Genomic DNA, 21,876 nt, shown 5'->3' on the forward strand with positions numbered 1-21,876 from the left:
CTCCACCATGGGCATTGCCAACGAATCCCGGGAAGAAGAACAGAACATGCGCGAGGAGCACCACGGAGCGGGCCGTTACTGGCTCATCTGGGGCCTGCTGCTGGTGTTGACGGTCGTCACGGTCCTCACCGGCCGCATCCACATCCCCACGTGGGGCCTGGTGCTGGCGCTCGTCATCGCCTCCACCAAGGGCACGCTGGTGCTGCTGTACTTCATGCACCTGATTGACCACCGCGGCGCCAACCGGCTGGTCTTCGCCGTCTCCATCCTCTTCGTGCTGCTGATGCTCGCCATTCCGCTGGTGGACCTGGGCACCCGCTACCGCGGCGCCACGCCTCCGGGCTCGACGTACAGCGACCTGCAGGCGCTCGACATCGGCGCGGACGCGCAGGAAGGCCGCTACGGCGGCGGCATCCGCAAGGAAGGGAAGATGGGCGAGGAGTCCGGCGCGCCCAAGCAGTAAGGCAGCCGGGGCGGCCCACCGCCACACGCACGCGGCGCCGAGGGACTTCCCCGGCGCCGCGTTGCTTTTGCGGGCTACAGCAGCACTTCGAAGTTCAGCGCCAGCGCGGTGTCCGTGGACACCTTGCCCGGAGGTGGCGCGCTGTCGTGCCTCACCACGAAGCTGGTGCCCAGCGACAGCTTCTTGGTGAGCCCCACGGAGAGCTGCGTCTGGCTGTTGAACAGCATGCGCGAGTCGCCGATGACGCTCACCAGCACCTCCACGTCCTCCTTGAAGGTGACGTTCTGCGCCAGGCCGTAGCGGAACACCGCGCCGAAGCGGGGGCCGCCCAGGTCGACGTTCGGCAGGTCCATCCGCGTGGGGTAGTACTGGAAGCGCGTCTCGTGGGCGTAGCGGAAGGCGGCGTCCGTGCGGAGGTAGGACTCGCGGCCCTTCTCCTTCTTCTCATCCCACCACAGCACGCCCAGACCGCCTTCGCCGAAGGTGCGCGACTCCATGCTCTTCACGTGGTCCGTCTCCGCGCCCGCCAGCAGGTAGCCACTGATGACCTCGGTGAAGCGACGGTCGCCGCGCAGCTCCAGGCCCGCGTTGAACGCCACCACCTGGGACAGGGCATCCTCCCCCGTGACTTCGGGCGGACGGCTGCGGCCATAGGAGCCGTAGGACCTGACGGCGTAAATCCAGTTGTCCGTCGTGCGCTGGGCGCTGGCCAGGCCGCTCACCGTCAGGGTGGAGGCGTTGCCCGTCAGCGAGATGAGGCCCATGCCGACGGTGACGTCCCACACGCCCGGCTTCTTGTCGGTGGCGGGCGCGGGGGCCGGGGCCGGGGGCGGAGCGGTGGCGGTGGCAACGCGCTCGGCGGCCTCGGCGGCGCGGACGCTGGCCTCGGCGGCGCGCTCGGCGGCGAGGGCGGCGCGCTCGGCGGCGGCGGCGGCGCGCTCCTCCACGCTGAGGGGCGCGGCGGACGCGGCCTCGGCGGCGGGCGCCGGCGGCGTGGAGGGAGCGGGCGCAGGCGTCTGGGCCTGCAGGGACGTGGCAATCAAGAAGGCAGCGGAAAGCATCGAATCTCCAGGTCAACGGCGCCGGCGAAAAGCCTGGCGCCTTCCTGCTTCAAAGGCCCTCCGCGCTTCAATGGCTTAATGGTCAAATTCGGACACGTCCCGCGCCGCCGCACAGGGTGGGTCCGTTCCCACCGCCTCTCAGGTGGCGCTTGAAAGAAAAAGCCCCATGCCCCTGCGCCCCGCACCGCTCCTGCTGCTCTGCGCCCTGCTCGTCCCCGCCGCGGCCCCCGCCCAGCGCGTCACCGTCCCGGTGGACGTGGGGGTGGGGCCCGCGGCCTTCGCCTTCTTCGGCCCCGTGTTCGACGACCAGCCCATCCACACCGGGCTGAAGCTCTCCGTGGAGGCGGTGCTGGACAAGGAGTGGCTGAAGAAGAACCAGCGCCGCGTGCCCCCGCGCTACCGCAAGTACGCCAAGAGCCTGGATGAAGTCCGCATCTCCCCGTCCATCCTCATCCCGGACGCGCTCATCATCTCCCCCAAGCTGCGCGACACCGGGATGTATGGCGCCACCTGGAAGCCGCTGTCACTGGGGGTGCCGCTGACGTCCAGTCCGGCGCGGCTGTCGCTCGGCGCGGGGCTGCTGCTCACGTACGTCTACATGCACTCGGACACGCTGCCCGACACGCACTTCGTGCGGCCCGGCGCGGAGGTGGGCATCGACCTGGAGCTCCCGCTCTCCAAGAGCTTCCTGCTGGGCGTGGGCTGGGAGTCCGCGTTCTACGTCCCGCAGGAGTTGGGAGGCCTGGGTCTGCCCGAGCGCCTGAGCGAGGGCATCTTCCACGTGGGACAGGTCTACCTTCAGCTCCACTTCCGCTTCCCCTACACGGTGCGCCTGTAAGGCGGAGGGCAGGCGGGCCTCACGGGTCCTCCAGGGCTGCTGCGAAGCGCCGCGCGCGCGGCTACCCTGCTCCGCCATGCATCTGGTCGTCGCCAACGAAGCACAGCAGGCCGAAAGAGACCGCCACACCTACGCCGCCTGGGGCTCGCCGCTCACCGTCGAGCAGTTCCTCGAACGGGAGCAGCGGCTGCGCGCCCACGCCTGGAGCCGGGACACCCTGCGCACCTGGCTGCTGTGCGACGACGCCGGCCGCGTGCTCACCTCGTGCGAGACGTTCCGCACCCCCAGCTACCTGCGCGGCCCCGGCTGTCGGACGACGCGCGGCGACAGCTTCGTCATCGCCAGCGTCTTCACCGAGCCGGCGCTGCGCGGGCACGGCCATGCCACGCGGCTGATGGACCGGGTGGCCGCGGAGCTGGAGCGCACGGAGCCGGACGCCCAGGCCGCCGTGCTCTACTCCGACGTGGGCGCCCGCATCTACCGGCGCTCCGGCTACCAGGAGGTCCCCGCCTGGGACTGGCACCTGCCGGTGGGCAATGGGCCCGTGACGCGCAAGGTGGACGCGCTGCTGGAGGACGCGGACGTGCCCTCGGCGCTCGAGCGGATGTGGAGGCCGGAGGTGCCCTTCTACCTGTGGCCGGACGCCACGCAGGTGGACTGGCACCTGGAGCGCGAGCGCATCTACGCGGAGCTGCTGCGCCGCCCTCGTCCCCGGGCCTGCGGCGCGGTGGTGGGCGCGTCCACGGCGCTGTGGGCGATGGTGGCCCGCCACGGCGAGCTGGTGGTGCTGATGCTGGACGCGCGCTCCGAGGACGACGCCGCCGCGCTGCTGGAGGCCGCGGGGGCCCAGGCGCACAAGGCCGGGCTGTCCAAGGTGGTGCTGTGGGAGGAGCCGGGCACCATGCCGTGGGTGGCCCGGCTGCCCGAGGCCAGCCGCGAGGCCCGGGACGGCTCGCTGCCCATGGTGCGGCCCCTGCGCGAGGGTCTGCCCGCCGCCGTGGACATCCCCTTCGCTCGCGCGCTGTGGGCGTGAGCGTCCGGCTAGGATGCGCGCATGGCCCGCAGAACCCGCATCATCGAGGGCACGTGGAACTGCACCTCGTGTGACACGAAGTCGATTCGCGCCCGGCACAAGCGCTGCCCCCAGTGCAACAACCCGCGCGAGCTGACGGGCAAGGAGTCGGAGTTCGACTTCGGCGGCGTGGACGCGGCCAGCGGGAAGTCGCTGCGCGAGGGCGTCACCGACGCGTCAGCGTTGGAGCAGGCCAAGGCGGGGGAGGACTGGTTCTGCGCCTTCTGCGGCGCGGCCACCCGGGGCGACACGACGCGCTGCAAGCACTGCGGCGCCGAGCGCACCGACGACGCGAAGGCCGCCCCACGCCAGGCCTTTGACGAGCCGCCACCAGCGCCGCCGCCACGTCCCGCGAAGCCGAAGCGCACGGCGCGGATGCGCCTGGCGCTGGGCGCGCTGTTCCTCTGCTGCCTGGGTGCCGGCGCCTTCGGCCTCTGGGCCAACACGACGCATGAGCTCCCCGGCGAGGTGACGGGCACGGCCTGGAAGCGCACCGTGGTGCAGGAGCGCTTCACCCGGGTGACGAAGCGGGGGTGGCACGACGAGCTGCGCGCCGTCGCGCCGCGCATGCCCGTCAACGGCGCCGGCGAAGTGGCGGGCGTGGCCAACATCCGCGACTGCGTGTCCATCCAACGAGGCACCCGCCGCGTCCCCGACGGCACGGAGCGGGTGTGCCGGACGAAGTCGCGCAAGGTGGCCTGCGGCTCGGAGGAGAAGTGCCGCCGCAGGGACCTGGGCAACGGCTTCATGGAAGAGGTGTGCGAGGACGTGACGAGGTACTGCCGCGAGTCCTACGAGGACTGCCAGAACGAGACGCGCTACCGCCGGGAGCCCGTGTACGCCGACCAGTGCACCTACGACACCCATGCGTGGAAGCCGCTGACGCGCCGGGAGGCGTCCGGCACCGACGATGCGCCGCGCTGGCCCGAGCTGGCCGTGGGCGCCGAGGACCGGCTGCGCCGCGAGGAGACGTACACGGTGCGGCTGCGCTACGAGGACGACGGCGCCCAGGAGCACGTGCTGGAGCCGCGGGGTGAGCGGGCGTTCCTCGCCTGGAAGAAGGGCCAGGGCGCGCGCCTCACCGTGACGAACCTGGGCACGGTGAAGGCGGTCGTGCCCCGGTGAGTGACGCCGCCTCCAAGCCCGTGGAGTGCACGCGCTGCGGCGCCTGCTGCGTGGCGCCCGACATCGCCGCGCTGGACAAGCCGCTGGGCCTGCGCTGCCCGCACCTGAAGGAGGACAACCTCTGCGACGTGTACGAGGAGCGGCCCGCCATCTGCCGCGACTACCAGGCGGATGAACTCTGCGCCCTCATCGAGGCGCCCACGCTGGACGAGCGCGTGGAGAAGTACCTGGGCCTCTTCGGGCTCCAGTCGGAGGCCCGGGCCTCGCGCGAGCAGGGCTGCGCGTCCATGCGCATGGCCCGCCGCCTGGCCAGCCTGCCCCGCCCTGGCGGCGCGAAGGACTGAGAGCGCCTGGTGGCAAGAGCGCTTGTCGTCCCCGCGCACGGGCGTTATCCCCCGGCCGTGCGATTCCAGCCCACCCAGCCCTTCGTGCCCGCGCCCGGCCTGGCGAATGAGCACGCGCAGACCATCTACGCCTCGCTCGTGCGCCCCACCCGCGTGCCCGCGCTGCGGCGCGAGCGCCTGGAGCTGCCGGACGGCGACTTCGTCGACCTGGACACCTTCGACGGCGCGGCGGGCGCGCCACACGTCGTGGCGCTGCACGGCCTGGAGGGCTCGTCCCGCGCGGGCTACGTCACCGCCATCCTCCGAGGTGCGCGGACGCGCGGCTGGGGCGCCACCGCGCTCAACTTCCGCTCATGCAGCGGCGAGCCCAACCGGCTGGCGCGCTCGTACCACTCGGGCGACATCGATGACGCGCTCCGGGTGCTGAACGAGACGCGCGCCCGCGTCACCGGCCCGCTGTTCGCGGTGGGCTTCTCCCTGGGCGCCAACGTGCTGTGCCGGCTGCTGGAGTCGCTGGGCGACGACGCGCCCGTGGAGGCCGCCGCGTCCGTCAGCGCGCCGTATGACTTGAGCGCCTGCTGCCGCAAGCTCGACACGGGCGGCCCCTTCCACCGGCTGTACCGCGAGCGCTTCCTGCGGACGCTGAAGCAGAAGGCGCGCGACAAGCTGCGCCACTTCCCGACCGCCTTCGACGGCCGGGCCATGGAGGCGTCGCGCACCATCCGCGCCTTCGACGACGCCGTCACCTCCGCGCTGCACGGCTTCCGCGACGCCGCCCACTACTACGCGGAGTCCTCCGCCGGGCCCCGGCTGCACGCCATCCGCAGGCCCACGCTGCTGCTGAGCGCCGCGGACGACCCGATGCTGGAGATGCCCGTCATCCCGCCCGCCGCCGCCGACAATCCCCACCTGAGCGTCGTGGTGACGGAGCACGGTGGTCACGTCGGCTTCGTCGGAGGCCAGGTGCATAGGCCCCACTTCTGGGCCGAGGCGCAGGTGCTGGCCTTCTTCGACGCGGTGCTGTCCTAAGCCGCGCGCGGCCTGAGGCAGCGGCCTCGGCTCAGCCGAAGGACAACAGGATGCCGAGCTTCGCGGTGGGCTCGATGTTGCTCAGGCTCCAGCCGTGGAAGTTCGCGGGCTCCAGCGCGGCGCGGAACTGCTCGTCCACGCCGACGATGCCAGGGCTGTAGAGCCGCATGATGCTGAAGCCGCCGCGCACGAAGAAGGTCAGCCGCTTCGGGGCCTGCCATTCGAAGCCCAGCAGGGCGCTCGCGTAGGAGTAGCCCACGCGCTCCAGCGAATGGATGGGCATCTGCGTGCGGTCCACGATGCGCCGCTCCAGGCCCGCACCATTCGCGGGCCGCGCATGCCCCGCCTCCAGCGTCAGCGCGGGCGTCAGGCTGCCCTTCCAGGGCAGCAACGTGAGGCCCACGCGCGCTCCGGGACGGACCCCATTGTGCGTGCCGCCCACGTGGAGCCGGAGCATTCGCATGGGCCGGAAGGAGAGCGACAGGCCCGCGCCCTCGGGGGCGCTGGCGTCCAGCATCAAGCCGAACGGCGCCAGCCGCTCCGGGTCCTGGGTGCCGCGCCGCTGGAGCCCCGAAGCCGCCGCTGTCTGCGCCGTCAGCAGCACCCCGACCACTGCCAGCGCGGATACCACCCCCATGCCCTGCCTCCCGTGACGCATGCCCCGTCCCGCCCGTCCTCCCACCCCGCCGCTGTGACGGGCCTCTCGGGTGAAGCTATTGCTCACTGGCCACCCTGCATCCACGTCCCTGAAATGTCCTGACTGCCCGCCTGGTCAGCGCTGGGCGGGAGCCTTGCTCCACCGCCGCGCCGGGACCGCGAGCGAGCAAAAAGGCGCGACGGGCTCCGGGAGGCCCCCACCTCACCGGAACCCGCGCCCCTTTTCGCCATGCCGTCGAGAACCCGCCGCGCTCCGCCCCCACGAAGCACCGCGGCCCCATCCGTCACGCCCCCCGTCCTGCCTGATGGTGCGAACCCGCCGCGCTCCGCCCCCACGAAGCGCGGCGGGTCCACCCCTCCCCAGTCCTGCTCCCTGTCCCGACTCGAACCAGGCCCTGCCGTCACGTCCGCCGCCGCCCTCGTCCCCCAACGAAGCGCCGGCAACCCGCGCCGTCCTTCGCCCCCACCCCACCAAGGCCCGCCTCCCCACTCCAGGCGCCGCCCCAGCTCCGTCCCCGCCCTCGCAACCCGCGACCCGCACCGACTTCCCACACCCGCCAACCATCCCCATCCGCCGGCCCGCGTCGCACCGTGCCCAACCCCATAGCATTCACCGTGCCATGCCAGCCGGAGGACGAAATGCCAATTGTTTCAGAGGCTTACGAAGGAATGGCACCCAGGGGCGGGCGCGGAGCCGGGCGGCGGCCGGAAAAAACTACGCTCGCGGGCCGAACGCGCCGTCCCGCCGTACCGGTCCACTGTCGCAGCGACGACGAAGCCCTTCAGGCGCGCCCGACAGGTGGGCGCCACAGCCGGAGCGAGTCCTGGGCAAGCAGCTCGTGCAGGGCCTGCTGAAGCGAGACGAGCATCTGATGGAGAGACTCGGCGGTGTCACCGGGGGCTTCGAGCACCCGCTCGTGCCGCCCGTCGAAGATGCGCAGCCTGCCAGGGACGAGCGCGATGACGGGAAGCGTCGGGTGACGTTTGCGGAGCAGGCCCAGGAAGAGCGGGTGGTCCTCATCCGGGCGGCGCACGTCCACCACCACCAGCGCGGGGGGCCGGGACGTCAGCGAGGAGAAGGCGTCGTCCGCATCCCCGGTGACCGAGATGGCCAGGTCCGGCGCCTCGAGGATGCGCCGCAGCAGCTCGCGCGAAGGCGCATGAGGACTGACGATGAGGACCCGGCGCATCTCGAGGCTGAATCTAGCCCTTCCAGACGGCGATGGCGGCCCCCATGAAGGCGAGGCTGGAGCCCAGCACCCGGGGGAGCGTCGCGGGGCGGCCCTCCACCATCGCATCCCACACGAGGCTGGTGAGGAGCTGCGCCGCCATCAGCAGCAGGGCGGACTGCACCGCGCCCAGGCGGCTCATGGCCCAGGGCATGCCCAGCACGATGATGACGCCGCACAGGCCCGGCACCAGGTGCCAGGGCGAAAAGCCACTCAAGCGACCCTGCCCCGCCGCGGCCTCCGGCCAGAGCCCCGGCACCGCGCGCACGGCGAGGTACACCGCGAAGGTGGCCGCCGTCGCCACCACCATGTTCAGGAGCACGGCGCTCATCAGGCCCCACTGGCCCGCGAAGCGGCGGTTGAGACCGGCCTGGGCTACGACTGCCAGGCCACACAGCATGGGAACGAGCGTGATGAAGCGCATGCGGCGCGCTGGGTACCGTGAACAGCGCCCCCCTGCAAGCCTACCCCCCACGTCCCCGATGAGGCTGGCGAAACCCAGGATGACCGGATAGGTCCCTTCACGCCGATGCCGCCGCCCACTGAGCTCCACTTCGACTGCGGCACCCTGGTCGCGCCCACGCTGCCAGAGGATGCCCGCCTGCGGACCCTCTTCCAGAAGGACGGACGCACTGGCGTCTACCGCGCGCCCGCCAGGCACTACCGCGACGCGGTGCTGCGGCTGCGGGAGCTGGGCCTCCCCTACGAGGACAAGGCGAAGCGCTTCGAGCCGCTGGAGCTCCCGCTCACCTCGCCCATCCAACCCTTTCCGCATCAACAGCAGGCGCTGGAGGCGTGGACACGCGCGGGCGGACGCGGCCTGGTGGAGCTGCCCACGGGCGCGGGCAAGACGCTGCTGGCGGTGCTCGCCATCGCCCACGTGAAGCGGCCCACGCTGGTGGTGGTGCCCACGCTGGACTTGATGACGCAGTGGCAGGGCGTGCTGGCGCGCCACTTCTCCGTGCCGGTGGGCCTGCTGGGCGGCGGCGTGAATGACCGGCAGTCGCTGACGGTGACGACGTACGACTCGGCGGCGATGCAGACGGAGTTCCACGGCAACCGCTTCGGCCTGCTGGTGTGTGACGAGTGCCACCACCTGCCCGCGCCCAGCTACCGCTTCATCGCGGAGGGCTCGCTGGCGCCGTACCGGCTGGGCCTCACCGCGACGCTGGAGCGCGCGGATGGTGGCGAGCGCGTCTGCGAGGAGCTGCTGGGCCCCCGCGTGCACCGCTCGGACATCCGGGAGCTGCAGGGTGAATACCTGGCGCCCTATGAGGTGAAGCGGGTGGAGGTCCCCCTGACGCCCGACGAGAAGGCGCGCTACGACACGGCGCGCGCGCTGTACCTGGGCTTCGTGCGCAGGCTGGCCGTGCCGCTCTCCGCGCCGGACGGGTGGGCGCGCTTCCTGGCGCAGAGCCAGCGCAGCGACGAGGGCCGCGCGGCGTACCGCGCCTACCGCGAGCAGCGGCGGATTGCCCTCACGTCCAGCGGCAAGCAGGAGGTGCTGTGGCGCATCCTCCTGGAGCACCGGGACGACCGGGTCCTCGTGTTCACCGACGACAATGAGACGGTGTACACGCTGGCGCGCCGCTTCCTGCTGCCCGCGCTGACGCACCACACGCCGGTGCCGGAGCGCAAGGCGTTGCTGGCGGCCTTCGCGTCCGGGGAGCTGCCGGTGCTGCTGACCTCGCGCGTGCTGAACGAAGGCGTGGACGTGCCCGAGGCGCGCGTGGGCGTGGTGCTCAGCGGCAGCGCGAGCGTGCGCGAGCACGTGCAGCGGCTGGGGCGCATCCTCCGCAAGCGGCCGGGGAAGCGCGCCCTGCTGTACGAGGTGTGCTCCGCGCAGACGGCGGAGAGCAGCATCAGCGAGCGGCGACGCCAGCACGGCGCCTATCAGGAGGGTGGCTGAGATGCTGACGCGCGAGCTGCTCAACTTCCGCGTGCGCCAGGGCGTGCTCCGCCCCGTCTTCGTGAAGCGCGATGACGCGGAGCTGCTGACCTTCGCCCAGGAACTGCTCGCGGAGGTGGAAGCGTCGCGCGGCGGCCAGCGCGACGACATCGAGGAGTCACTGGGCTTGAAGGCCGGCGCCTTCACCAGGCCCAAGGTGGCGCGCGGCCTGGTGAAGCTGGTGCAGGACCGGCTCCTCTTCGACGAGCCCGCGCCCGGCGTGACGGAGGCCCGCTGGGAGCGAATCAAGGCGGCGGGACACGTCCTGCGCGCCCTGCCGCCCGACGCCTCGGTCGAGGACTTCGAGGCGCGGCTGGCCCAGACGCTGCCTACCCCCCTGGCCGAGGCCCGCGAGGCGCTGTACTCGGACCTGCCCGGCCACCGCCGGCTGGTGGGCTGGGACGGTGAGGGGCTGGACGCCCAGGACCTGGTGGACCGCTACAACCTGGCGCTGGCGCAGGGCCCCCTGCTGTCCGCGCGGCGCCTCCGCCTGCGCGCCCAGGCGCCGGACCTGCTGCGCGTGCGCAAGGTGCTCCGGTGGCTCAAGTTCTGCCGCCTGGTGGCCGAGGTGTGGCGCGACGACGACAACTGGGCGCTCGACGTGGAGGGCCCCGGAGCGATGCTGGCGCTCCAGAAGAAGTACGGCCTGCAGCTGGCGACCTTCCTGTCCGTCGTGCCGGTGCTGGAGCGCTGGGAGCTGACCGCCACCGTGGAGCCTTCACGGCGGCAGGCCACGCTGATGCTCAGCCACAAGGACCCGCTGCGCTCGCCCCTACCCGCCGCGCTGGGTCACATCCCTCCGGAGGTGGCCTCGCTCGCGGAGGGCTTCGCGGATGACGCGTGGGAGCTGGACCTGACGCCCCTGCCCCGGCACGTGGGCGCCTCCGGGCTGTGCGTGCCGGACCTCACCTTCCGCCACCGCGCGTCCAGGAGAGAGGTCGCGCTGGAGCTCTTCCACGCGTGGCACGCGGCGCCCCTGGCCCGGCGGCTGACGGAGCTGCGCTCGCGGCCGGACGCGGGCCTGCTGCTGGGCGTGGACCGGGCGCTGGCCAGGGAGGCCGTGGAGCGAGCGGCGCTGGAGGCCCACCCGCAGGTGGTGCTCTTCAACGGCTTCCCCTCCGCGCGCAAGCTGCGGGAGCGCCTGGCGAAGCTGGAGCCCGGACGGTGAGCGGCGCGTCAGCCGCGCGGCTTGAACTGCGCCGCGAGCACGCTGAGGATTCGGATGGACGTCCGGTCCAACTGTTTGGCCCGGCGCATGAGCCGCCGCAGCTCGGCGGACTCGCCGTAGTCGCTGGGCGGCTCGGCGGCCCACTTCACCTCCTGCACCGGCTTGAGGCCCAGCGCCTCGTCCGCGGAGATGGAGAGCACCGTGCACAACCTGCGGAACGTCTGGATGCTCGGCAGCATGTGGCCGCGCTCGAGCCGGCCATAGACTTCGCTCGCGATGCCAATCCGCTCCGCCACGTCGGCCTGCGTCAGGTTCAGGCGGGTCCGAGCAAGGCGAGCCGCTCCGCCAAGGCGGGATGCGAGAGTCTTTTCCATGGGGTCGTTAACCTGGCGGGTCCGCCCATGTCGATATGACTTGAGAGGTTGGCATCCAAGAACTTCCTGAGTAGTCTTGTAGGTAGGCAACCTCGTGCGTTTGGCCAACCACACAGGTCTCACCCTGCTGGCGCGAAGAACATGCTGACCTTCTTGTTCGTGGATGAAGACCCACGTTCACTCGCGGCGCTGCGGCGCCTCGTGAGGGATTTGCCCGGCGGCAAGCGCTTCGCCCATTGCATGGAGGAAGCCCTCGCGCTGGTGAAGGAAGAGGCGCCGTCCGTGGTGGTGACGGGCGAGCTGCTCCCGGACGGGGACGGGCTGGGCCTGCTGGAGCAGGTGCGCGCGCGCCACCCACGCACCGCCTGCGCGCTGCATGCGGTGATGCCGCCCCTGGCGCGGGACATCACCTGGATGGACCGCGCCGCGCCGCCCTGGGAGGTGCATGCCCTGCTGCGAATGCTGGGCATCGGTGCGACATCCGCGGGAAGCCCGCGTTAAGGTGCCCCCCTGGACGCGCCATGAAGCTCTACGCCATCAGCGACCTGCACCTGCGCCACAACGACAACCGCCTGGCGCTCCAGGCGCTTCCGGCCCACCCGGAGGACTGGCTCATCGTCGCGGGGGACGTGGGCGAGACGCTGTCGGAGATGGAGCTCATGCTGAGCACCCTCACCCAGCGCTTCCGGCAGGTCATCTGGGTGCCCGGCAACCACGAGCTGTGGACCCTGCCGTCGGAGCAGCCGCAGCTGAAGGGCGAGGCGCGCTACCAGCGGCTGGTGAGCCTGTGCCGCGGCTACGGCGCCCTCACGCCGGAGGACCCCTACCCCCGCTGGCCCGGCCCTGGCCCCGAGCGCGTCATCGTCCCCATGTTCCTGGGCTACGACTACACGTTCCGCCCGGACCATGTGCCCGCGGACAAGGCGCTGGAGTGGGCCTGGGAGGATGACCTGCTGTGCACCGACGAGGTGCTGCTGCACCCCGAGCCCCACGCCAGCCGCTCCGCCTGGTGCGCCGCGCGCGTCGAATCCACGCGGGCCCGGCTGGACGCCCTGCCCCCGGGCTGCGCCACCGTCCTCATCAACCACTACCCGCTGCGCCACGAGCACGTGCGGCTGCCGCGCATCCCCCGCTTCTCCATCTGGTGCGGGACGAAGCAGACCGAGGACTGGCACACCCGCTACCGCGCGGAGGTCGTCGTCACCGGCCACCTCCACATGCCCGCGACGCTGTGGCGTGACGGCGTGCGCTTCGAAGAGGTGTCGCTGGGCTACCCCATGCAGTGGAAGTACCGGGGCGTGCACGCGTGGGACAGCTGCCTGCGCGTCATCCTGCCCGGCCCCACGCCGTAGAAAATGCGAAGCCCCGGGCGCCGCGTGAAGCGGAGCACCCGGGGCCTCATCGGCGCGGACAAGGGCCGCGCCGTCACTTCAAGCTACTTGGTCTGCGGCTCGAGGAAGGAGCCGATGAGGACGATGCCCTCGTAGCCATCCTTCGCGCCGTAGACCTCGATGTAGTAGCGGCCGGCCGGCGCGTTGATGAGGTTGCACTTCTCCGACTGGTGGTCCTTCACGCTGCGGCAGTCGTAGTCCGCGTGCGTCGGGGCCCCGCCGCGCTTGACGTAGAGGTCGGGGTTGCCCTTGCCCTCGCCCGTCTGGATGTAGATGTTGTTCTTCCCCTGGCCCGGGCGACGCTCCGGCACGTCGAGGATGAACACCTGCGAGGAGCCCGCCGCGCCCGTGAGGTTCTCCACGGCGATGCCGCTCTCGATGGGGACGAAGCCCCCCTCCCAGGTCACCGTCAGGGTGGCGCCGGAGTACGCGCGGTAGCCGTTCAGCATCGCGTACCACTTGCCGTGCTGCGGCGACGGGAAGTTGCAGACCTCGTTGTTGCCACCGGCGTACGGGCGGCAATCGTACAGCGCGGTGGTGGGCGCGCTGTTGTAGCGGACGTACAGGTCCGCGTCACCCGTGCCACCCGACAGGGTGAACTTCAGGTTGTAGGCGCCTTCCGGAATCGTGACCTCGAAGTACTTCTTCTCGTTGGCGCCACCCGACACGACGATGGGCTCGTCCTTCACGATGGGGTCCGTCGGCGGCGGAGGAACCGGGACGCTGACGCCCACGGCCTTCCACGCGTTCGACACCGACTCGATGGTGGCGGCGTCGTAGCCGAGCTCCAGCGCGGCCTCTTCGGTGATCGCCTTGGCGGCCTCGAAGTTGGACGTCGGCACCATCAACGTGTTGGCCTTGTAGAAAATCTGCGCGGCCTTCTCGATGCCGATGCCCGCCACCACGATGGGGCTCTTGCCACGCGGGTGCGTGCCACCCTGCGACAGGAGGTAGAACGCCAGGTTGGAGATACCAGAGCTGTAGTGCACGCCGGTGCCGGGCACGTAGTTGTGGTAGTGGTCCAGCGAGTCGCCGTCCAGCGCCGGGTCGTTCATGTAGCGCAGGGCGTCGTTCGGGATGGACGGGGTCCACACGTCGTCGCCAATCAGCCAGTGACGCGGGGAGACCTCGTCCGCGCCGTCGCCGTACCACTCGCACACCGCGCCGAACACGTCGGACATCGACTCGTTCAGGCCGCCGGACTCACCCGAGTAGATGAGGTCCGACTCGTTGTCCGTCACGGCGTGGGTCAGCTCGTGCGCCGTCACGTCCAGCGAGTTGGCCAGGTTGGTGGCCGTCACGCCGTCGCCATCGCCGTACACCATCTGGGTACCGTCCCAGAAGGCGTTCACGTAGTTGACGCGGTGGTGCACCGTGCTGATGAGCGTGGCGCCCGCGTCGTTGATGGAGTCGCGACCGAACAGGGTGCTGTAGCAGTCGTAGACGGTGCCCAGGTGGTCGTAGTTGGTGTTGACCACGGGGTCCGCCACCGGCGCCTGGCCCTCGGTGCGCGCGACCGCGCCCGGCAGGGTGGTGGTGTTGTTGCCGTCGTGGAGGCGGCGGTCGAGCGCTTCCTTGATTTGCGGGATGCGCAGCATCACATCGGCGTTGCGCGCGTCCACCAGGACCCAGTCGCGCACAGGCGTTCCGTCCGCCTTGTTGCCGTGCTGGACGACCTTGTACATCAGGCGCAGCTCGTCATCGATGCGCCAGTACACCAGCTCCGGGTTCTTGTCGGTGACCCAGCCCGCGAGCGTCTCGCGGTCGGAGTCCACCGAGGACGTGGCAATCTCACCCGCGATGGCCGGCTTCAGCTCGGCGCGCAGGTCGCCGCGGACGTTGGTGTTCGCCGCGAACACCTTGCCGTTGCGCGCGTGCACGCGCAGCTCGCCGCCCAGCACCGGGATGTTGTTGTGCTTCACCGCATAGCGGTAGTGGACGTCACCCTGCTTGTCCGTCTGCGCCTTCTTGAAGACCAGGTTGGCCGGGTCCAGGCGGAACATCGGCGCCAGGGTGTCGATGACCGGCGCCAGCGCGGCGGCGTTGAGCGCCTTGGGGCCCGCGGCGGGAATCTCCGGCAGGGGAATCGACAGACCGGTGACGAACTTCGCCACCTTCTGGCTGTCCGTCAGGATGACCTTCGCGCCATTCTCCAGCGTCGCCGCCTTCGCGGCATCCGTAGGCTTGTCGGCCTCGGGGGCAGGGGTGGACTCATTGCAACCGACGACGACAGACAGCGCCGCGATACCAAGCGCTCCGCGCACTCTCTTCTGCACCATGTAATCCTCCTAAGTGGAAAGATTAGGAAGCACGATGCCACAGGGATGACACGAATTTCAAGGTTGCGCGATTATTTCAGCTATTATCCACTTCTAAGATTTCAGGCCAATCACGATTAATCCTTTAGTTTCATGGACTTACAGGGTCTACTGGCAATGCGGGCCACCTGGCACATGACGTGACGGGTCATCCAAGCAGGCCTCGGTTTTCCACGAGTCGCGTGAACTCCGTACCGAACCGCGGGTCCGCCCGCGCGCGTACGGCAACACTGGCATCGTCGTGGCTGGCCACTACGCTGCCTGTCCGGGAGGCAACGATGCGCGCATTGCAGCTACAGCGGCTGGACGGCCCTGACGGGCTCGAACTGGTGGACGTGCCCGAGCCCGAGGCGGGGGACTCGGTGCTCATCGACGTGGTGGCGGCCGGGGTGAGCTTTCCGGACCTGCTGCTCACCCGGGGGCAGTACCAGCTCAAGCCCGCCCTGCCCTTCATCCCGGGCGTGGAGGTGGCGGGGGTGGTGCGGCGGGCGCCGGCGGGCGCGGCGGTGAAGCCCGGGCAGCGGGTGATGGCCTTCAGCTTCGGGCTGGGCGGCTTCGCGGAGGTGGCTGCGATTCAGCCGGAGATGGTGTTCCCCATCCCCGCGGCTTGGAGCTTCGAGGCGGCCGCGGGCGTGGTGATGAACTACCACACGGCGCACTTCGCGCTGCACCGGCGAGGCCGGCTCAAGGCGGAGGAGTGGGTCGTGGTCCATGGCGCCGCGGGCGGCGTGGGCACGGCGGCGGTGCAGGTGGCGCGCGGCGCGCAGGCGCGCGTCATCGCCGTGGTGAGCGACGAGCGCAAGGCGGACGTCGCCCGGCGGGCCGGCGCGCATGAGGTGCTGCTGTCGACCGGAGATTGGCTCTCCCAGGTGCGGGAGAAGACGGGCGGACTGGGCGCCAACGTGGTGGTGGACCCGGTGGGCGGCGACGTCTTCGACAAGAGCCTCAAGTGCCTGGCGCCCGAAGGCCGGCTGCTGGTGGTGGGCTTCGCGAGCGGGCGCATCCCCGAGGTCCAGGTGAACCGGCTCCTGCTGCGCAACATCGACGTGGTCGGCGTGGCCTGGGGCGGCTTCCTCCTGCACGAGCCGTCCCTGACGCCCACCATCGCCAAGGACCTGGAGGCCATGGCGGAGCGCGGGGTGCTCACGCCCGTCGTGGGCCCGGTGTTCCCGTTGGAGCAGGGCGCGCAGGCCCTGCGCGAGCTCGATGCACGGCGCGCCACGGGCAAGGTGGTGCTGCGCATGCGCGAAGGCTGACCTGGCGGGCGCTCCCGGTGAAGCGCGGCCCACCCCGCGTGGGTCAGCGAAGCTCGGGGACCTCGCGCTCCAGCGTCTCCGCCGCGCGCGCGTCCTTGGGCAGGCCGAAGCGCTGGCGCGAGCACGCCAGCAACTGCCCCGCATAGACGGTGTCCTCGAGCGCCTCCTGGAAGCGGCCCACCCGCGCCAGCGTGCGTGCCCGCTCGTCCACCAGCCGGGCCAGGATACGGGCCTGCTCCGCGTGTGAGAACAGGCGGACCACGGAGCGCGCGTCGAAGCACACCAGCGTGTCGAACTCCATGCCCAGCGTGGCCGTGCAGGCCTCGCGGATGTGCAGGAGGCTCGTGTCCAGGGCCGCCTCCGCCCGCGCCCGGGCGATGTCCGGAGCCAGGCGGCCGAGTTCACGCACGGCATTCAGGGTGAAGGCGTAACGCAGGACGGGCATGCGGATGGGAACTACACCCCAGCCGCGGGGATTCATCCAGTCACCACGTGTGTCGAGTGCCGCACCCAGGCCCACCTTGAGGCCCCGACGCGAAAGAACGTCACTGGCCGGGATGGAATGGCGCCGACTACAGTTTCCCGTCGCGTTCCAGTCACCCCCCGCCAAGGACGACGAGACATGAAGGACCTGGACGCCATCCTCCGCGCGCGGGCGCAAGCTCGCGGCCCCCTGGTCCTGGCCACGGTGGTCGAGGTGTCGGGCTCCGCCTACCGGCGGCCAGGTGCGCGGATGTTGATGAGCGAGGACGGATGGCTCGCGGGCGGCATCAGCGGTGGCTGCCTGGAGGCCGACGTCGTCCGCAAGGCCTTCTTCTGGACCACCACCGGGCCTCGCCTGCTGCGCTACGACTCCACCAGCGACACTGCGGAGGACGAAGGGGCCTTCTCCTTCGCGCTGGGCTGCAACGGCGTGGTGGACGTGCTGCTGGAGCGCTGGGAGGCGGGCGCGGGCGAGGCCCTCACCTTCGCCGCCGAGGCGCGGGAAGCGGGACGCCGGGCGGTGGTGGTGACGGTGTACCGGGGCCCCGCGAGCGCCGTGGGCTTCCGGTGGATGCTCCGCGATGACGGCACCGAAGCGGGACACCTGTCCGGCGCGCTGAAAGACGCCGTGCGTGAAGCGGCGCGCGAGGCGCTGGTGGCGGGCCGGACGTGGAGCGGCCCCTGCGGCGGCGCGGACGTGCTGGTGGAAGTCGTGGAGCCGCCCCACCCCCTGGTGCTCTTCGGCAGTGGCTTCGACGTGGCCCCGGTGGTGAACCAGGCCGCGGCCCTGGGCTGGCACGTCACGGTGGTGGCGGACCGGCCCGCGCAGGCCCTGCGGCGCCGCTTTCCCCAGGCCCACGCGGTGGTGTCGGCGAAGGCCCCGGACGCTCCCGGCGCGCTGCCCCTGTCACCCCGCACGCTGGCCGTGCTGATGACGCACAGCCTGCCGCAGGACCGCGAGCTGCTGGCGCGGCTGCTCCCAGGGCCCCTGCGCTACCTGGGCGTGCTGGGACCTCGCTCGCGCACGGACCGGCTGCTCGCGGAGCTGCCCTCCGCGCCCACCGACGCGCACCTGGAGAAGCTGCACGCGCCCGTGGGCCTGGACCTGGGCGCGGAAGGCGCGGAGGAGATTGCCCTGTCCATCATCGCCGAGCTTCAAGCGGTGGTCGCCGGACGCCAGGGCGGCAAGCTTCGCGAGCGGCGCGCGCCCATCCACACCGCCGCGCCCCCACCGGTGCGGAGGCTCGCGTGACGGTGGGCGTGGTGCTGCTGGCCGCGGGCGGCTCCTCGCGGCTGGGCCACCCCAAGCAGTTGGTGCGCTACCAGGGCACGACGCTGGTGCGGCGCGCCGCCGAGGCCGCGGCGTCCCTGCGGTGCGGCCCCGTGGTGGTGGTGCTGGGCGCGTCGCGGGATGCGGTGGCAGCGGAGCTGACGGGCCTCGCCGTGCGCACCGTGGACCATGCGGGCTGGGCCGCGGGCCCTGGAGGCTCGCTGCGCGTGGGGCTCGGCGCGCTGCGGGAGACGGAGCCACCGGCGCTGGACGCCGTGCTCGTGCTGCTGTGCGACCAACTCCGCGTGGAGGCCGCACACTTGAGTGCGCTGCTGGAGACCTTCGAACGGACTCGCGCGTCCGTGGTGGCCTCCGCCTACGAGGACACCCGGGGCGTCCCCGCCCTCTTCGCGCGCGCCGTCTTCCCGGAGCTGGAGGCGCTGAGCCCGGCCCAGGGCGCGCGCGGCGTGATTGCGCGCGTGCCCTCGCGCGTGGTGGACGTCCCGCTGCCCGGCGGTGGTGAAGACGTGGACACGCCCGAGGATGTCTCGCGGCTGACGTGAGCCGAAGCCTCATCCGTCGCGTCGCGGATACGCGCATCGGCCCCGAGGCGCGCCCTCTGGGACGGCAGTGCGTATTGCCACCACCACGCACCGCGCCCCACCTTCTGCGCGCAGGACTTTCAGCAAAGGGGGGCTCATGTCCAGACTCAGGTTCCCGGCGGCGCTGGCCGCCTCGGCGGTGATGTGTTTGTCGGTCGGCTGCTCCAGAAACGCCAAGACATCCCAGGGCGGGATGCCACCCACGGCGCAGCAGATGCCACAGCAGGACGAAGGCCTGCCGCCCGACGCGCAGGCGGAGATGAAGCGGGACTGCCCCATGGACGTGTCCGGCGCACAGGCGCGCGCGGAGGACATCCCGGAGGGCGTGGCCCTCATCATCGTCACGCCCGAAACCGACAGGGTGGCGGACCTCCAGCAGCGCAGCCGGAGGATGATGCAGTTCCAGCAGGAGCGCGGCACGGGCGGCAGCGGCATGGCCCAGCCACCGGGCGTCGACTACGACGAGATGGGCGGCCGCGAGGAGCCGGGCTCCGCGGGCGCGCCGTCGGTGCCGTCCATCGCCAGCGTGCACGACTCTCCGGAGGGCGTCGTCATCGTCTACACCGCCGTCGACCCGGCCCGGCAGGACAAGCTGAGCTCCGAAATCCACCGGAACGCGGAGTACCTGGCCACGGGCAAGTGCCCGGGGATGGCGGCGGACTGAACACGGCCTGAGGCCAGCGCCCCAGGTCCCGCCCCCCCCACGTCGTCCAGGTGGGCCAGGCGCTGGCTTCATCCCCCGAAGACGCCCGCCGTCACGCCAGTGGCGGCAGGTGCGTCAGGAGCCGCTGCAGGTCCGGCTGCAGCTCGTCCGGCGAGGCGCTCGCGAGCACGTCCACCGGATGCGTGCCCCAGGTGACGGCGTAGGTCCGCAGCCCCGCAGCCTGTCCCGCGCGCAAGTCCAGCGCGGTGTCCCCCACCATCCACAGCCCGCCCGTGCCCAGCGCCGCCAGGGCGTGGTGGATGACGTCGGGCGCGGGCTTGTGCGCGAAGCCCTCAGTGCCCTGGACGTGGTGGAGCAGCGGGCCCAGGCCCATGGCGTCCACGAACTTGCGCGCCATGTCGGGGCGCTTGGTGGTGGCCACCGCCAGCAGGTAGCCCCGCTCGCGCAGCGCGCGCAGCACCTCCACCACGCCCGGATAGGGCCGCGAGCGCCGGTGGAAGTGGAGCGGGTAGTGCTCACGGTACGCCACGCACAACGCGGGGACGTGGTCCGGCGCGAACTGGCTGTACATCCAGTCCAGCGGGTGGCCGATGAGCGCGCGCACCTGCTCATACGTCGGCGCTGGAAGCCCCAGGTGCCCGAAGGCATGGAGGAAGCTGTCGATGATGTCCGGCAGCGAGTCCACCAGCGTGCCGTCGAGGTCGAAGAGGATGCCGCGAGAAGAGGAAGCGCTCACGCACCTTCCATACCCCCTCTCGTGTCCCCTGTCCTCCCTCCGGGCTCAGGGCGAGGCGCGCTCCGCCGGAGCCGCGGGCGCCTGCTCCAGGACGCACAGCCACAGCCGCTCCTCCTGCACGCAGCGCGTCCCGCGAATGGCGCGGAACTCGTGGAGCCGCTGCGGAATGGAGAGGTAGACGGCCTCCGGGTCGAGCCTGCCCGCCCGGATATCGTCGTCGAGCCCCAGACAGTAGGGCTGCGCGCGCGCGTCATCCAGCCGCGCGACGTAGCCGCTGTTGAAGGTGAGCCCCAGCAGGTAGGCGCGGTAGGCCCAACGGTGGAAGTCCATGGGCCCGGCGCGGCAGCCCCGCCCGGAGCCGTCATGCATCTGCGGTGGGTAGAGCACCAGGTGCCTGCGCCCCACGGCGGCCTCGCGAAGCGCCTGGGACGGCTGCGTGTTCCAGGCCGGCCCCTCCTTCGCCTGATGGCCCCGCCCCAGGTTCACATCGAAGGCTTGCAGCGCCAGCGCCAGCGCCAGCAGCGACGGCGCCACCGTGGGCCGGGGCAGGCGGATGAGCGCGAGCGCGGAGCCCAGCGCCAGCAGGTAGTACAGCGGCCACACGAAGCGGCCGGAGGAACGGAAGGGCTCCACCCATCGCATCACCGGCGCGTAGAGGCCCGACAGGTCCGCGATGAGCTCGCCTCGCAGGGTGACGCGCGAGGACAGCGCGAAGAAGCCCAGGCCCAGCGCCACCAGCCCCACCGGCGCCAGCCTGCGCCAATGCCGCGCGACGAGCGGCGCGTCCCGCACCAGCAGGATGAGCGCGGCCCAGAGCGCGAAGAGCACGCCCAGCCCCAGGTAGCCGAAGCCCTCGTACTGGGCGCCCTGTCTCGGCAGAGAGTCCAGGAAGCGCGACCAGGAGTCCCGGTAGCCCATTGGATTGACGAACGTCAGGAGGTCCGCGGAGAACCCACCGAAGGCGCCGGCGCCCAGGGTGCGCACCGTGCCGAGGTAGCCCAGCACGTAGAACAGCGCCAGCACCACGCCCACGTTCACCCCGGCGCCCAGCAGGGGCCACCGCCAGGGCAGCTTCCGCTCCAGCGCGGTCCGCGCGCACAGCGCCAACGCGAGCGCCAGCACCATGGCGGTCACCACGGGGTGCACGCCCGCGGCGAACACGCACAGCGCCAGCGCGATGCCCAGCGCCTGCTTCGCCTCGCGCGCGTCCCGCTGCGGGAGCAGGTTCAGCCCCACCAGCAGCACGAGGGTCCAGTGCGCGCACAGCGCCTCGTGCGCCATGCTCATGCGCGCCAGCAGCGTGGGCGACAGCACGAGCAGCGCGCCCACCAGCCACTGCTGCGGCACCGTCGCGCCCATCCGCCGCGCCACCCACGCGGACGCGGCGCCCTGGAGCACCAGGCACATGCACATCCACGGACCGATGTACTGGAAGTCGGCGGGCAGCAGGCCGGAGAACGGCCGCAGCACCAACGCCACCCAGGGGATGGCGTCCATGTAGCCGAGCGTCGTCCCGAGCGGATGCAGGTAGCCGTCGATGGCGCCCAGCGGGAAGCGGAGCGGTTCGTTGCGGAAGAACAGCCAGCCCAGCAGGTGCTGGCTGAAGTCGTCACGGATGAGCCACGACAGGCGCGTGGGATTCAGCGCCGCCGGCCCGTAGATGGCCAGGAACGCCAGCAGCCCCACCCCGCCGGCCCCGAGCGGGCCCGCGTTCGCCATGACGAACGATGCGAGCGTGTCCAGGATGCGCCGCGGCCGCTCGGGCAGCAGGGCGGGCGTCATGAACGGCACTCACGCGAGGCGACGGAGACGAAGGTGACGCGCGCTTCGGGCATGGGAGCGCCGCTT

At 71.5% G+C, this 21,876-nt stretch carries 23 protein-coding genes; 14 read left to right on the forward strand and 9 right to left on the reverse strand.

What is annotated here, in order from left to right; genetic code table 11:
* Nucleotides 1-7: 7 nt before the first annotated feature.
* The gene (locus tag KGD87_RS19725) at nt 8-463 is read left to right on the forward strand and encodes a cytochrome C oxidase subunit IV family protein (protein ID WP_284661797.1); all 456 of its coding nucleotides are present in this window, start codon (nt 8-10) and stop codon (nt 461-463) included.
* A gap of 74 nt (nt 464-537) precedes the next feature.
* Here KGD87_RS19725 and KGD87_RS19730 read toward each other — a convergent pair whose 3' ends face one another.
* Nucleotides 538-1,524 carry a DUF481 domain-containing protein gene (locus KGD87_RS19730; RefSeq protein WP_284661798.1) on the reverse strand — a complete coding sequence of 329 codons (987 nt, stop codon included), beginning with the start codon at nt 1,522-1,524 and terminating at the stop codon, nt 538-540.
* Nucleotides 1,525-1,690: 166 nt separating this feature from the next.
* On the opposite strand from KGD87_RS19730, the gene KGD87_RS19735 reads away from it, so the two are divergent.
* The 5 genes from KGD87_RS19735 to KGD87_RS19755 all read left to right on the forward strand — a co-directional run bounded on the left by KGD87_RS19735 (nt 1,691) and on the right by KGD87_RS19755 (nt 5,932).
* Nucleotides 1,691-2,362 carry a hypothetical protein gene (locus KGD87_RS19735; RefSeq protein ID WP_284661799.1) on the forward strand — a complete coding sequence of 224 codons (672 nt, stop codon included), beginning with the start codon at nt 1,691-1,693 and terminating at the stop codon, nt 2,360-2,362.
* 76 nt (nt 2,363-2,438) lie between these two features.
* Complete coding sequence (locus KGD87_RS19740) at nt 2,439-3,395, forward strand: GNAT family N-acetyltransferase (RefSeq protein ID WP_284661800.1); 957 nt, start codon at nt 2,439-2,441, stop codon at nt 3,393-3,395.
* A gap of 21 nt (nt 3,396-3,416) precedes the next feature.
* Nucleotides 3,417-4,559 carry a hypothetical protein gene (locus tag KGD87_RS19745; protein WP_284661801.1) on the forward strand — a complete coding sequence of 381 codons (1,143 nt, stop codon included), beginning with the start codon at nt 3,417-3,419 and terminating at the stop codon, nt 4,557-4,559.
* Entirely contained in the window at nt 4,556-4,903 is a 348-nt protein-coding gene (locus KGD87_RS19750) for a YkgJ family cysteine cluster protein (protein ID WP_284661802.1), read from the forward strand. The genes KGD87_RS19745 and KGD87_RS19750 overlap by 4 nt, the downstream gene beginning before the upstream one ends.
* Before the next feature lie 57 nt (nt 4,904-4,960).
* The gene (locus tag KGD87_RS19755; RefSeq protein WP_284668667.1) at nt 4,961-5,932 is read left to right on the forward strand and encodes a hydrolase; all 972 of its coding nucleotides are present in this window, start codon (nt 4,961-4,963) and stop codon (nt 5,930-5,932) included.
* A 31-nt stretch (nt 5,933-5,963) separates the two neighbouring features.
* Here KGD87_RS19755 and KGD87_RS19760 read toward each other — a convergent pair whose 3' ends face one another.
* The 3 genes from KGD87_RS19760 to KGD87_RS19770 form a co-directional block, all read right to left on the reverse strand.
* The gene (locus KGD87_RS19760) at nt 5,964-6,569 is read right to left on the reverse strand and encodes a hypothetical protein (protein WP_284661804.1); all 606 of its coding nucleotides are present in this window, start codon (nt 6,567-6,569) and stop codon (nt 5,964-5,966) included.
* A gap of 802 nt (nt 6,570-7,371) precedes the next feature.
* Nucleotides 7,372-7,779, reverse strand: a complete 408-nt coding sequence (locus KGD87_RS19765; RefSeq protein ID WP_176413325.1) for a response regulator — start codon at nt 7,777-7,779, stop codon at nt 7,372-7,374.
* 13 nt (nt 7,780-7,792) lie between these two features.
* The gene (locus KGD87_RS19770; RefSeq protein WP_284661806.1) at nt 7,793-8,242 is read right to left on the reverse strand and encodes a DMT family transporter; all 450 of its coding nucleotides are present in this window, start codon (nt 8,240-8,242) and stop codon (nt 7,793-7,795) included.
* Nucleotides 8,243-8,347: 105 nt separating this feature from the next.
* Here KGD87_RS19770 and KGD87_RS19775 point away from each other — a divergent pair, with 105 nt between their 5' ends.
* Together KGD87_RS19775 and KGD87_RS19780 are read left to right on the forward strand one after the other, a co-directional pair.
* The gene (locus KGD87_RS19775; protein ID WP_284661807.1) at nt 8,348-9,727 is read left to right on the forward strand and encodes a DEAD/DEAH box helicase family protein; all 1,380 of its coding nucleotides are present in this window, start codon (nt 8,348-8,350) and stop codon (nt 9,725-9,727) included.
* Nucleotide 9,728: 1 nt separating this feature from the next.
* Nucleotides 9,729-10,934, forward strand: coding sequence for a DUF790 family protein (locus tag KGD87_RS19780; RefSeq protein WP_284661808.1), 1,206 nt, complete (start codon nt 9,729-9,731; stop codon nt 10,932-10,934).
* 8 nt (nt 10,935-10,942) lie between these two features.
* Here KGD87_RS19780 and KGD87_RS19785 read toward each other — a convergent pair whose 3' ends face one another.
* A complete protein-coding gene (locus tag KGD87_RS19785; protein WP_011556052.1) occupies nt 10,943-11,308 on the reverse strand; it encodes a helix-turn-helix transcriptional regulator in 366 nt (121 codons plus the stop codon).
* Nucleotides 11,309-11,449: 141 nt separating this feature from the next.
* On the opposite strand from KGD87_RS19785, the gene KGD87_RS19790 reads away from it, so the two are divergent.
* Together KGD87_RS19790 and KGD87_RS19795 are read left to right on the forward strand one after the other, a co-directional pair.
* A complete protein-coding gene (locus tag KGD87_RS19790; protein ID WP_284661811.1) occupies nt 11,450-11,809 on the forward strand; it encodes a response regulator in 360 nt (119 codons plus the stop codon).
* A 20-nt stretch (nt 11,810-11,829) separates the two neighbouring features.
* Nucleotides 11,830-12,660, forward strand: a complete 831-nt coding sequence (locus KGD87_RS19795) for a metallophosphoesterase family protein (RefSeq protein ID WP_284661813.1) — start codon at nt 11,830-11,832, stop codon at nt 12,658-12,660.
* Between the two features lie 83 nt (nt 12,661-12,743).
* Here KGD87_RS19795 and KGD87_RS19800 read toward each other — a convergent pair whose 3' ends face one another.
* Nucleotides 12,744-14,978: a M4 family metallopeptidase gene (locus KGD87_RS19800; RefSeq protein WP_284661815.1), complete on the reverse strand. Its 2,235-nt coding sequence runs from the start codon at nt 14,976-14,978 to the stop codon at nt 12,744-12,746.
* Nucleotides 14,979-15,295: 317 nt separating this feature from the next.
* On the opposite strand from KGD87_RS19800, the gene KGD87_RS19805 reads away from it, so the two are divergent.
* A complete protein-coding gene (locus KGD87_RS19805; protein ID WP_284661816.1) occupies nt 15,296-16,273 on the forward strand; it encodes an NADPH:quinone oxidoreductase family protein in 978 nt (325 codons plus the stop codon).
* A 43-nt stretch (nt 16,274-16,316) separates the two neighbouring features.
* Here the strand turns inward: KGD87_RS19805 and KGD87_RS19810 are convergent, their stop codons facing one another.
* Nucleotides 16,317-16,718: a hypothetical protein gene (locus tag KGD87_RS19810; protein ID WP_163785578.1), complete on the reverse strand. Its 402-nt coding sequence runs from the start codon at nt 16,716-16,718 to the stop codon at nt 16,317-16,319.
* Nucleotides 16,719-16,895: 177 nt separating this feature from the next.
* Here KGD87_RS19810 and KGD87_RS19815 point away from each other — a divergent pair, with 177 nt between their 5' ends.
* From KGD87_RS19815 to KGD87_RS19825, 3 genes are all read left to right on the forward strand, one after another.
* Nucleotides 16,896-18,008, forward strand: a complete 1,113-nt coding sequence (locus tag KGD87_RS19815; RefSeq protein ID WP_284661818.1) for an XdhC family protein — start codon at nt 16,896-16,898, stop codon at nt 18,006-18,008.
* Nucleotides 18,005-18,589 (forward strand): nucleotidyltransferase family protein, encoded by a 585-nt coding sequence (locus tag KGD87_RS19820; RefSeq protein WP_284661819.1) that lies wholly within the window; start codon nt 18,005-18,007, stop codon nt 18,587-18,589. The genes KGD87_RS19815 and KGD87_RS19820 overlap by 4 nt, the downstream gene beginning before the upstream one ends.
* Nucleotides 18,590-18,725: 136 nt before the next feature.
* Nucleotides 18,726-19,292, forward strand: a complete 567-nt coding sequence (locus tag KGD87_RS19825; RefSeq protein WP_284661821.1) for a hypothetical protein — start codon at nt 18,726-18,728, stop codon at nt 19,290-19,292.
* A 91-nt stretch (nt 19,293-19,383) separates the two neighbouring features.
* Here KGD87_RS19825 and KGD87_RS19830 read toward each other — a convergent pair whose 3' ends face one another.
* Nucleotides 19,384-20,028, reverse strand: a complete 645-nt coding sequence (locus KGD87_RS19830; RefSeq protein WP_163785570.1) for an HAD family hydrolase — start codon at nt 20,026-20,028, stop codon at nt 19,384-19,386.
* Between the two features lie 45 nt (nt 20,029-20,073).
* Nucleotides 20,074-21,810, reverse strand: a complete 1,737-nt coding sequence (locus KGD87_RS19835; RefSeq protein WP_284661822.1) for a DUF6311 domain-containing protein — start codon at nt 21,808-21,810, stop codon at nt 20,074-20,076.
* Nucleotides 21,811-21,876 lie beyond the last annotated feature (66 nt).

Source organism: Myxococcus sp. SDU36 (assembly GCF_030168875.1).
GTDB lineage: Bacteria > Myxococcota > Myxococcia > Myxococcales > Myxococcaceae > Myxococcus > Myxococcus vastator.

What these genes read in the sequence shown, in the direction of transcription:
- KGD87_RS19725 (WP_284661797.1), top strand. Translation starts at nt 8, where the DNA reads ATGGGCATTGCCAACGAATCCCGGGAAGAAGAACAGAACATGCGCGAG.
- KGD87_RS19730 (WP_284661798.1), bottom strand. Translation starts at nt 1,524, where the DNA reads ATGCTTTCCGCTGCCTTCTTGATTGCCACGTCCCTGCAGGCCCAGACG.
- KGD87_RS19735 (WP_284661799.1), top strand. Translation starts at nt 1,691, where the DNA reads ATGCCCCTGCGCCCCGCACCGCTCCTGCTGCTCTGCGCCCTGCTCGTC.
- KGD87_RS19740 (WP_284661800.1), top strand. Translation starts at nt 2,439, where the DNA reads ATGCATCTGGTCGTCGCCAACGAAGCACAGCAGGCCGAAAGAGACCGC.
- KGD87_RS19745 (WP_284661801.1), top strand. Translation starts at nt 3,417, where the DNA reads ATGGCCCGCAGAACCCGCATCATCGAGGGCACGTGGAACTGCACCTCG.
- KGD87_RS19760 (WP_284661804.1), bottom strand. Translation starts at nt 6,569, where the DNA reads ATGGGGGTGGTATCCGCGCTGGCAGTGGTCGGGGTGCTGCTGACGGCG.
- KGD87_RS19765 (WP_176413325.1), bottom strand. Translation starts at nt 7,779, where the DNA reads ATGCGCCGGGTCCTCATCGTCAGTCCTCATGCGCCTTCGCGCGAGCTG.
- KGD87_RS19770 (WP_284661806.1), bottom strand. Translation starts at nt 8,242, where the DNA reads ATGCGCTTCATCACGCTCGTTCCCATGCTGTGTGGCCTGGCAGTCGTA.
- KGD87_RS19775 (WP_284661807.1), top strand. Translation starts at nt 8,348, where the DNA reads ATGCCGCCGCCCACTGAGCTCCACTTCGACTGCGGCACCCTGGTCGCG.
- KGD87_RS19780 (WP_284661808.1), top strand. Translation starts at nt 9,729, where the DNA reads ATGCTGACGCGCGAGCTGCTCAACTTCCGCGTGCGCCAGGGCGTGCTC.
- KGD87_RS19785 (WP_011556052.1), bottom strand. Translation starts at nt 11,308, where the DNA reads ATGGAAAAGACTCTCGCATCCCGCCTTGGCGGAGCGGCTCGCCTTGCT.
- KGD87_RS19790 (WP_284661811.1), top strand. Translation starts at nt 11,450, where the DNA reads ATGCTGACCTTCTTGTTCGTGGATGAAGACCCACGTTCACTCGCGGCG.
- KGD87_RS19795 (WP_284661813.1), top strand. Translation starts at nt 11,830, where the DNA reads ATGAAGCTCTACGCCATCAGCGACCTGCACCTGCGCCACAACGACAAC.
- KGD87_RS19800 (WP_284661815.1), bottom strand. Translation starts at nt 14,978, where the DNA reads ATGGTGCAGAAGAGAGTGCGCGGAGCGCTTGGTATCGCGGCGCTGTCT.
- KGD87_RS19805 (WP_284661816.1), top strand. Translation starts at nt 15,296, where the DNA reads ATGCGCGCATTGCAGCTACAGCGGCTGGACGGCCCTGACGGGCTCGAA.
- KGD87_RS19810 (WP_163785578.1), bottom strand. Translation starts at nt 16,718, where the DNA reads ATGCCCGTCCTGCGTTACGCCTTCACCCTGAATGCCGTGCGTGAACTC.
- KGD87_RS19815 (WP_284661818.1), top strand. Translation starts at nt 16,896, where the DNA reads ATGAAGGACCTGGACGCCATCCTCCGCGCGCGGGCGCAAGCTCGCGGC.
- KGD87_RS19825 (WP_284661821.1), top strand. Translation starts at nt 18,726, where the DNA reads ATGTCCAGACTCAGGTTCCCGGCGGCGCTGGCCGCCTCGGCGGTGATG.
- KGD87_RS19835 (WP_284661822.1), bottom strand. Translation starts at nt 21,810, where the DNA reads ATGACGCCCGCCCTGCTGCCCGAGCGGCCGCGGCGCATCCTGGACACG.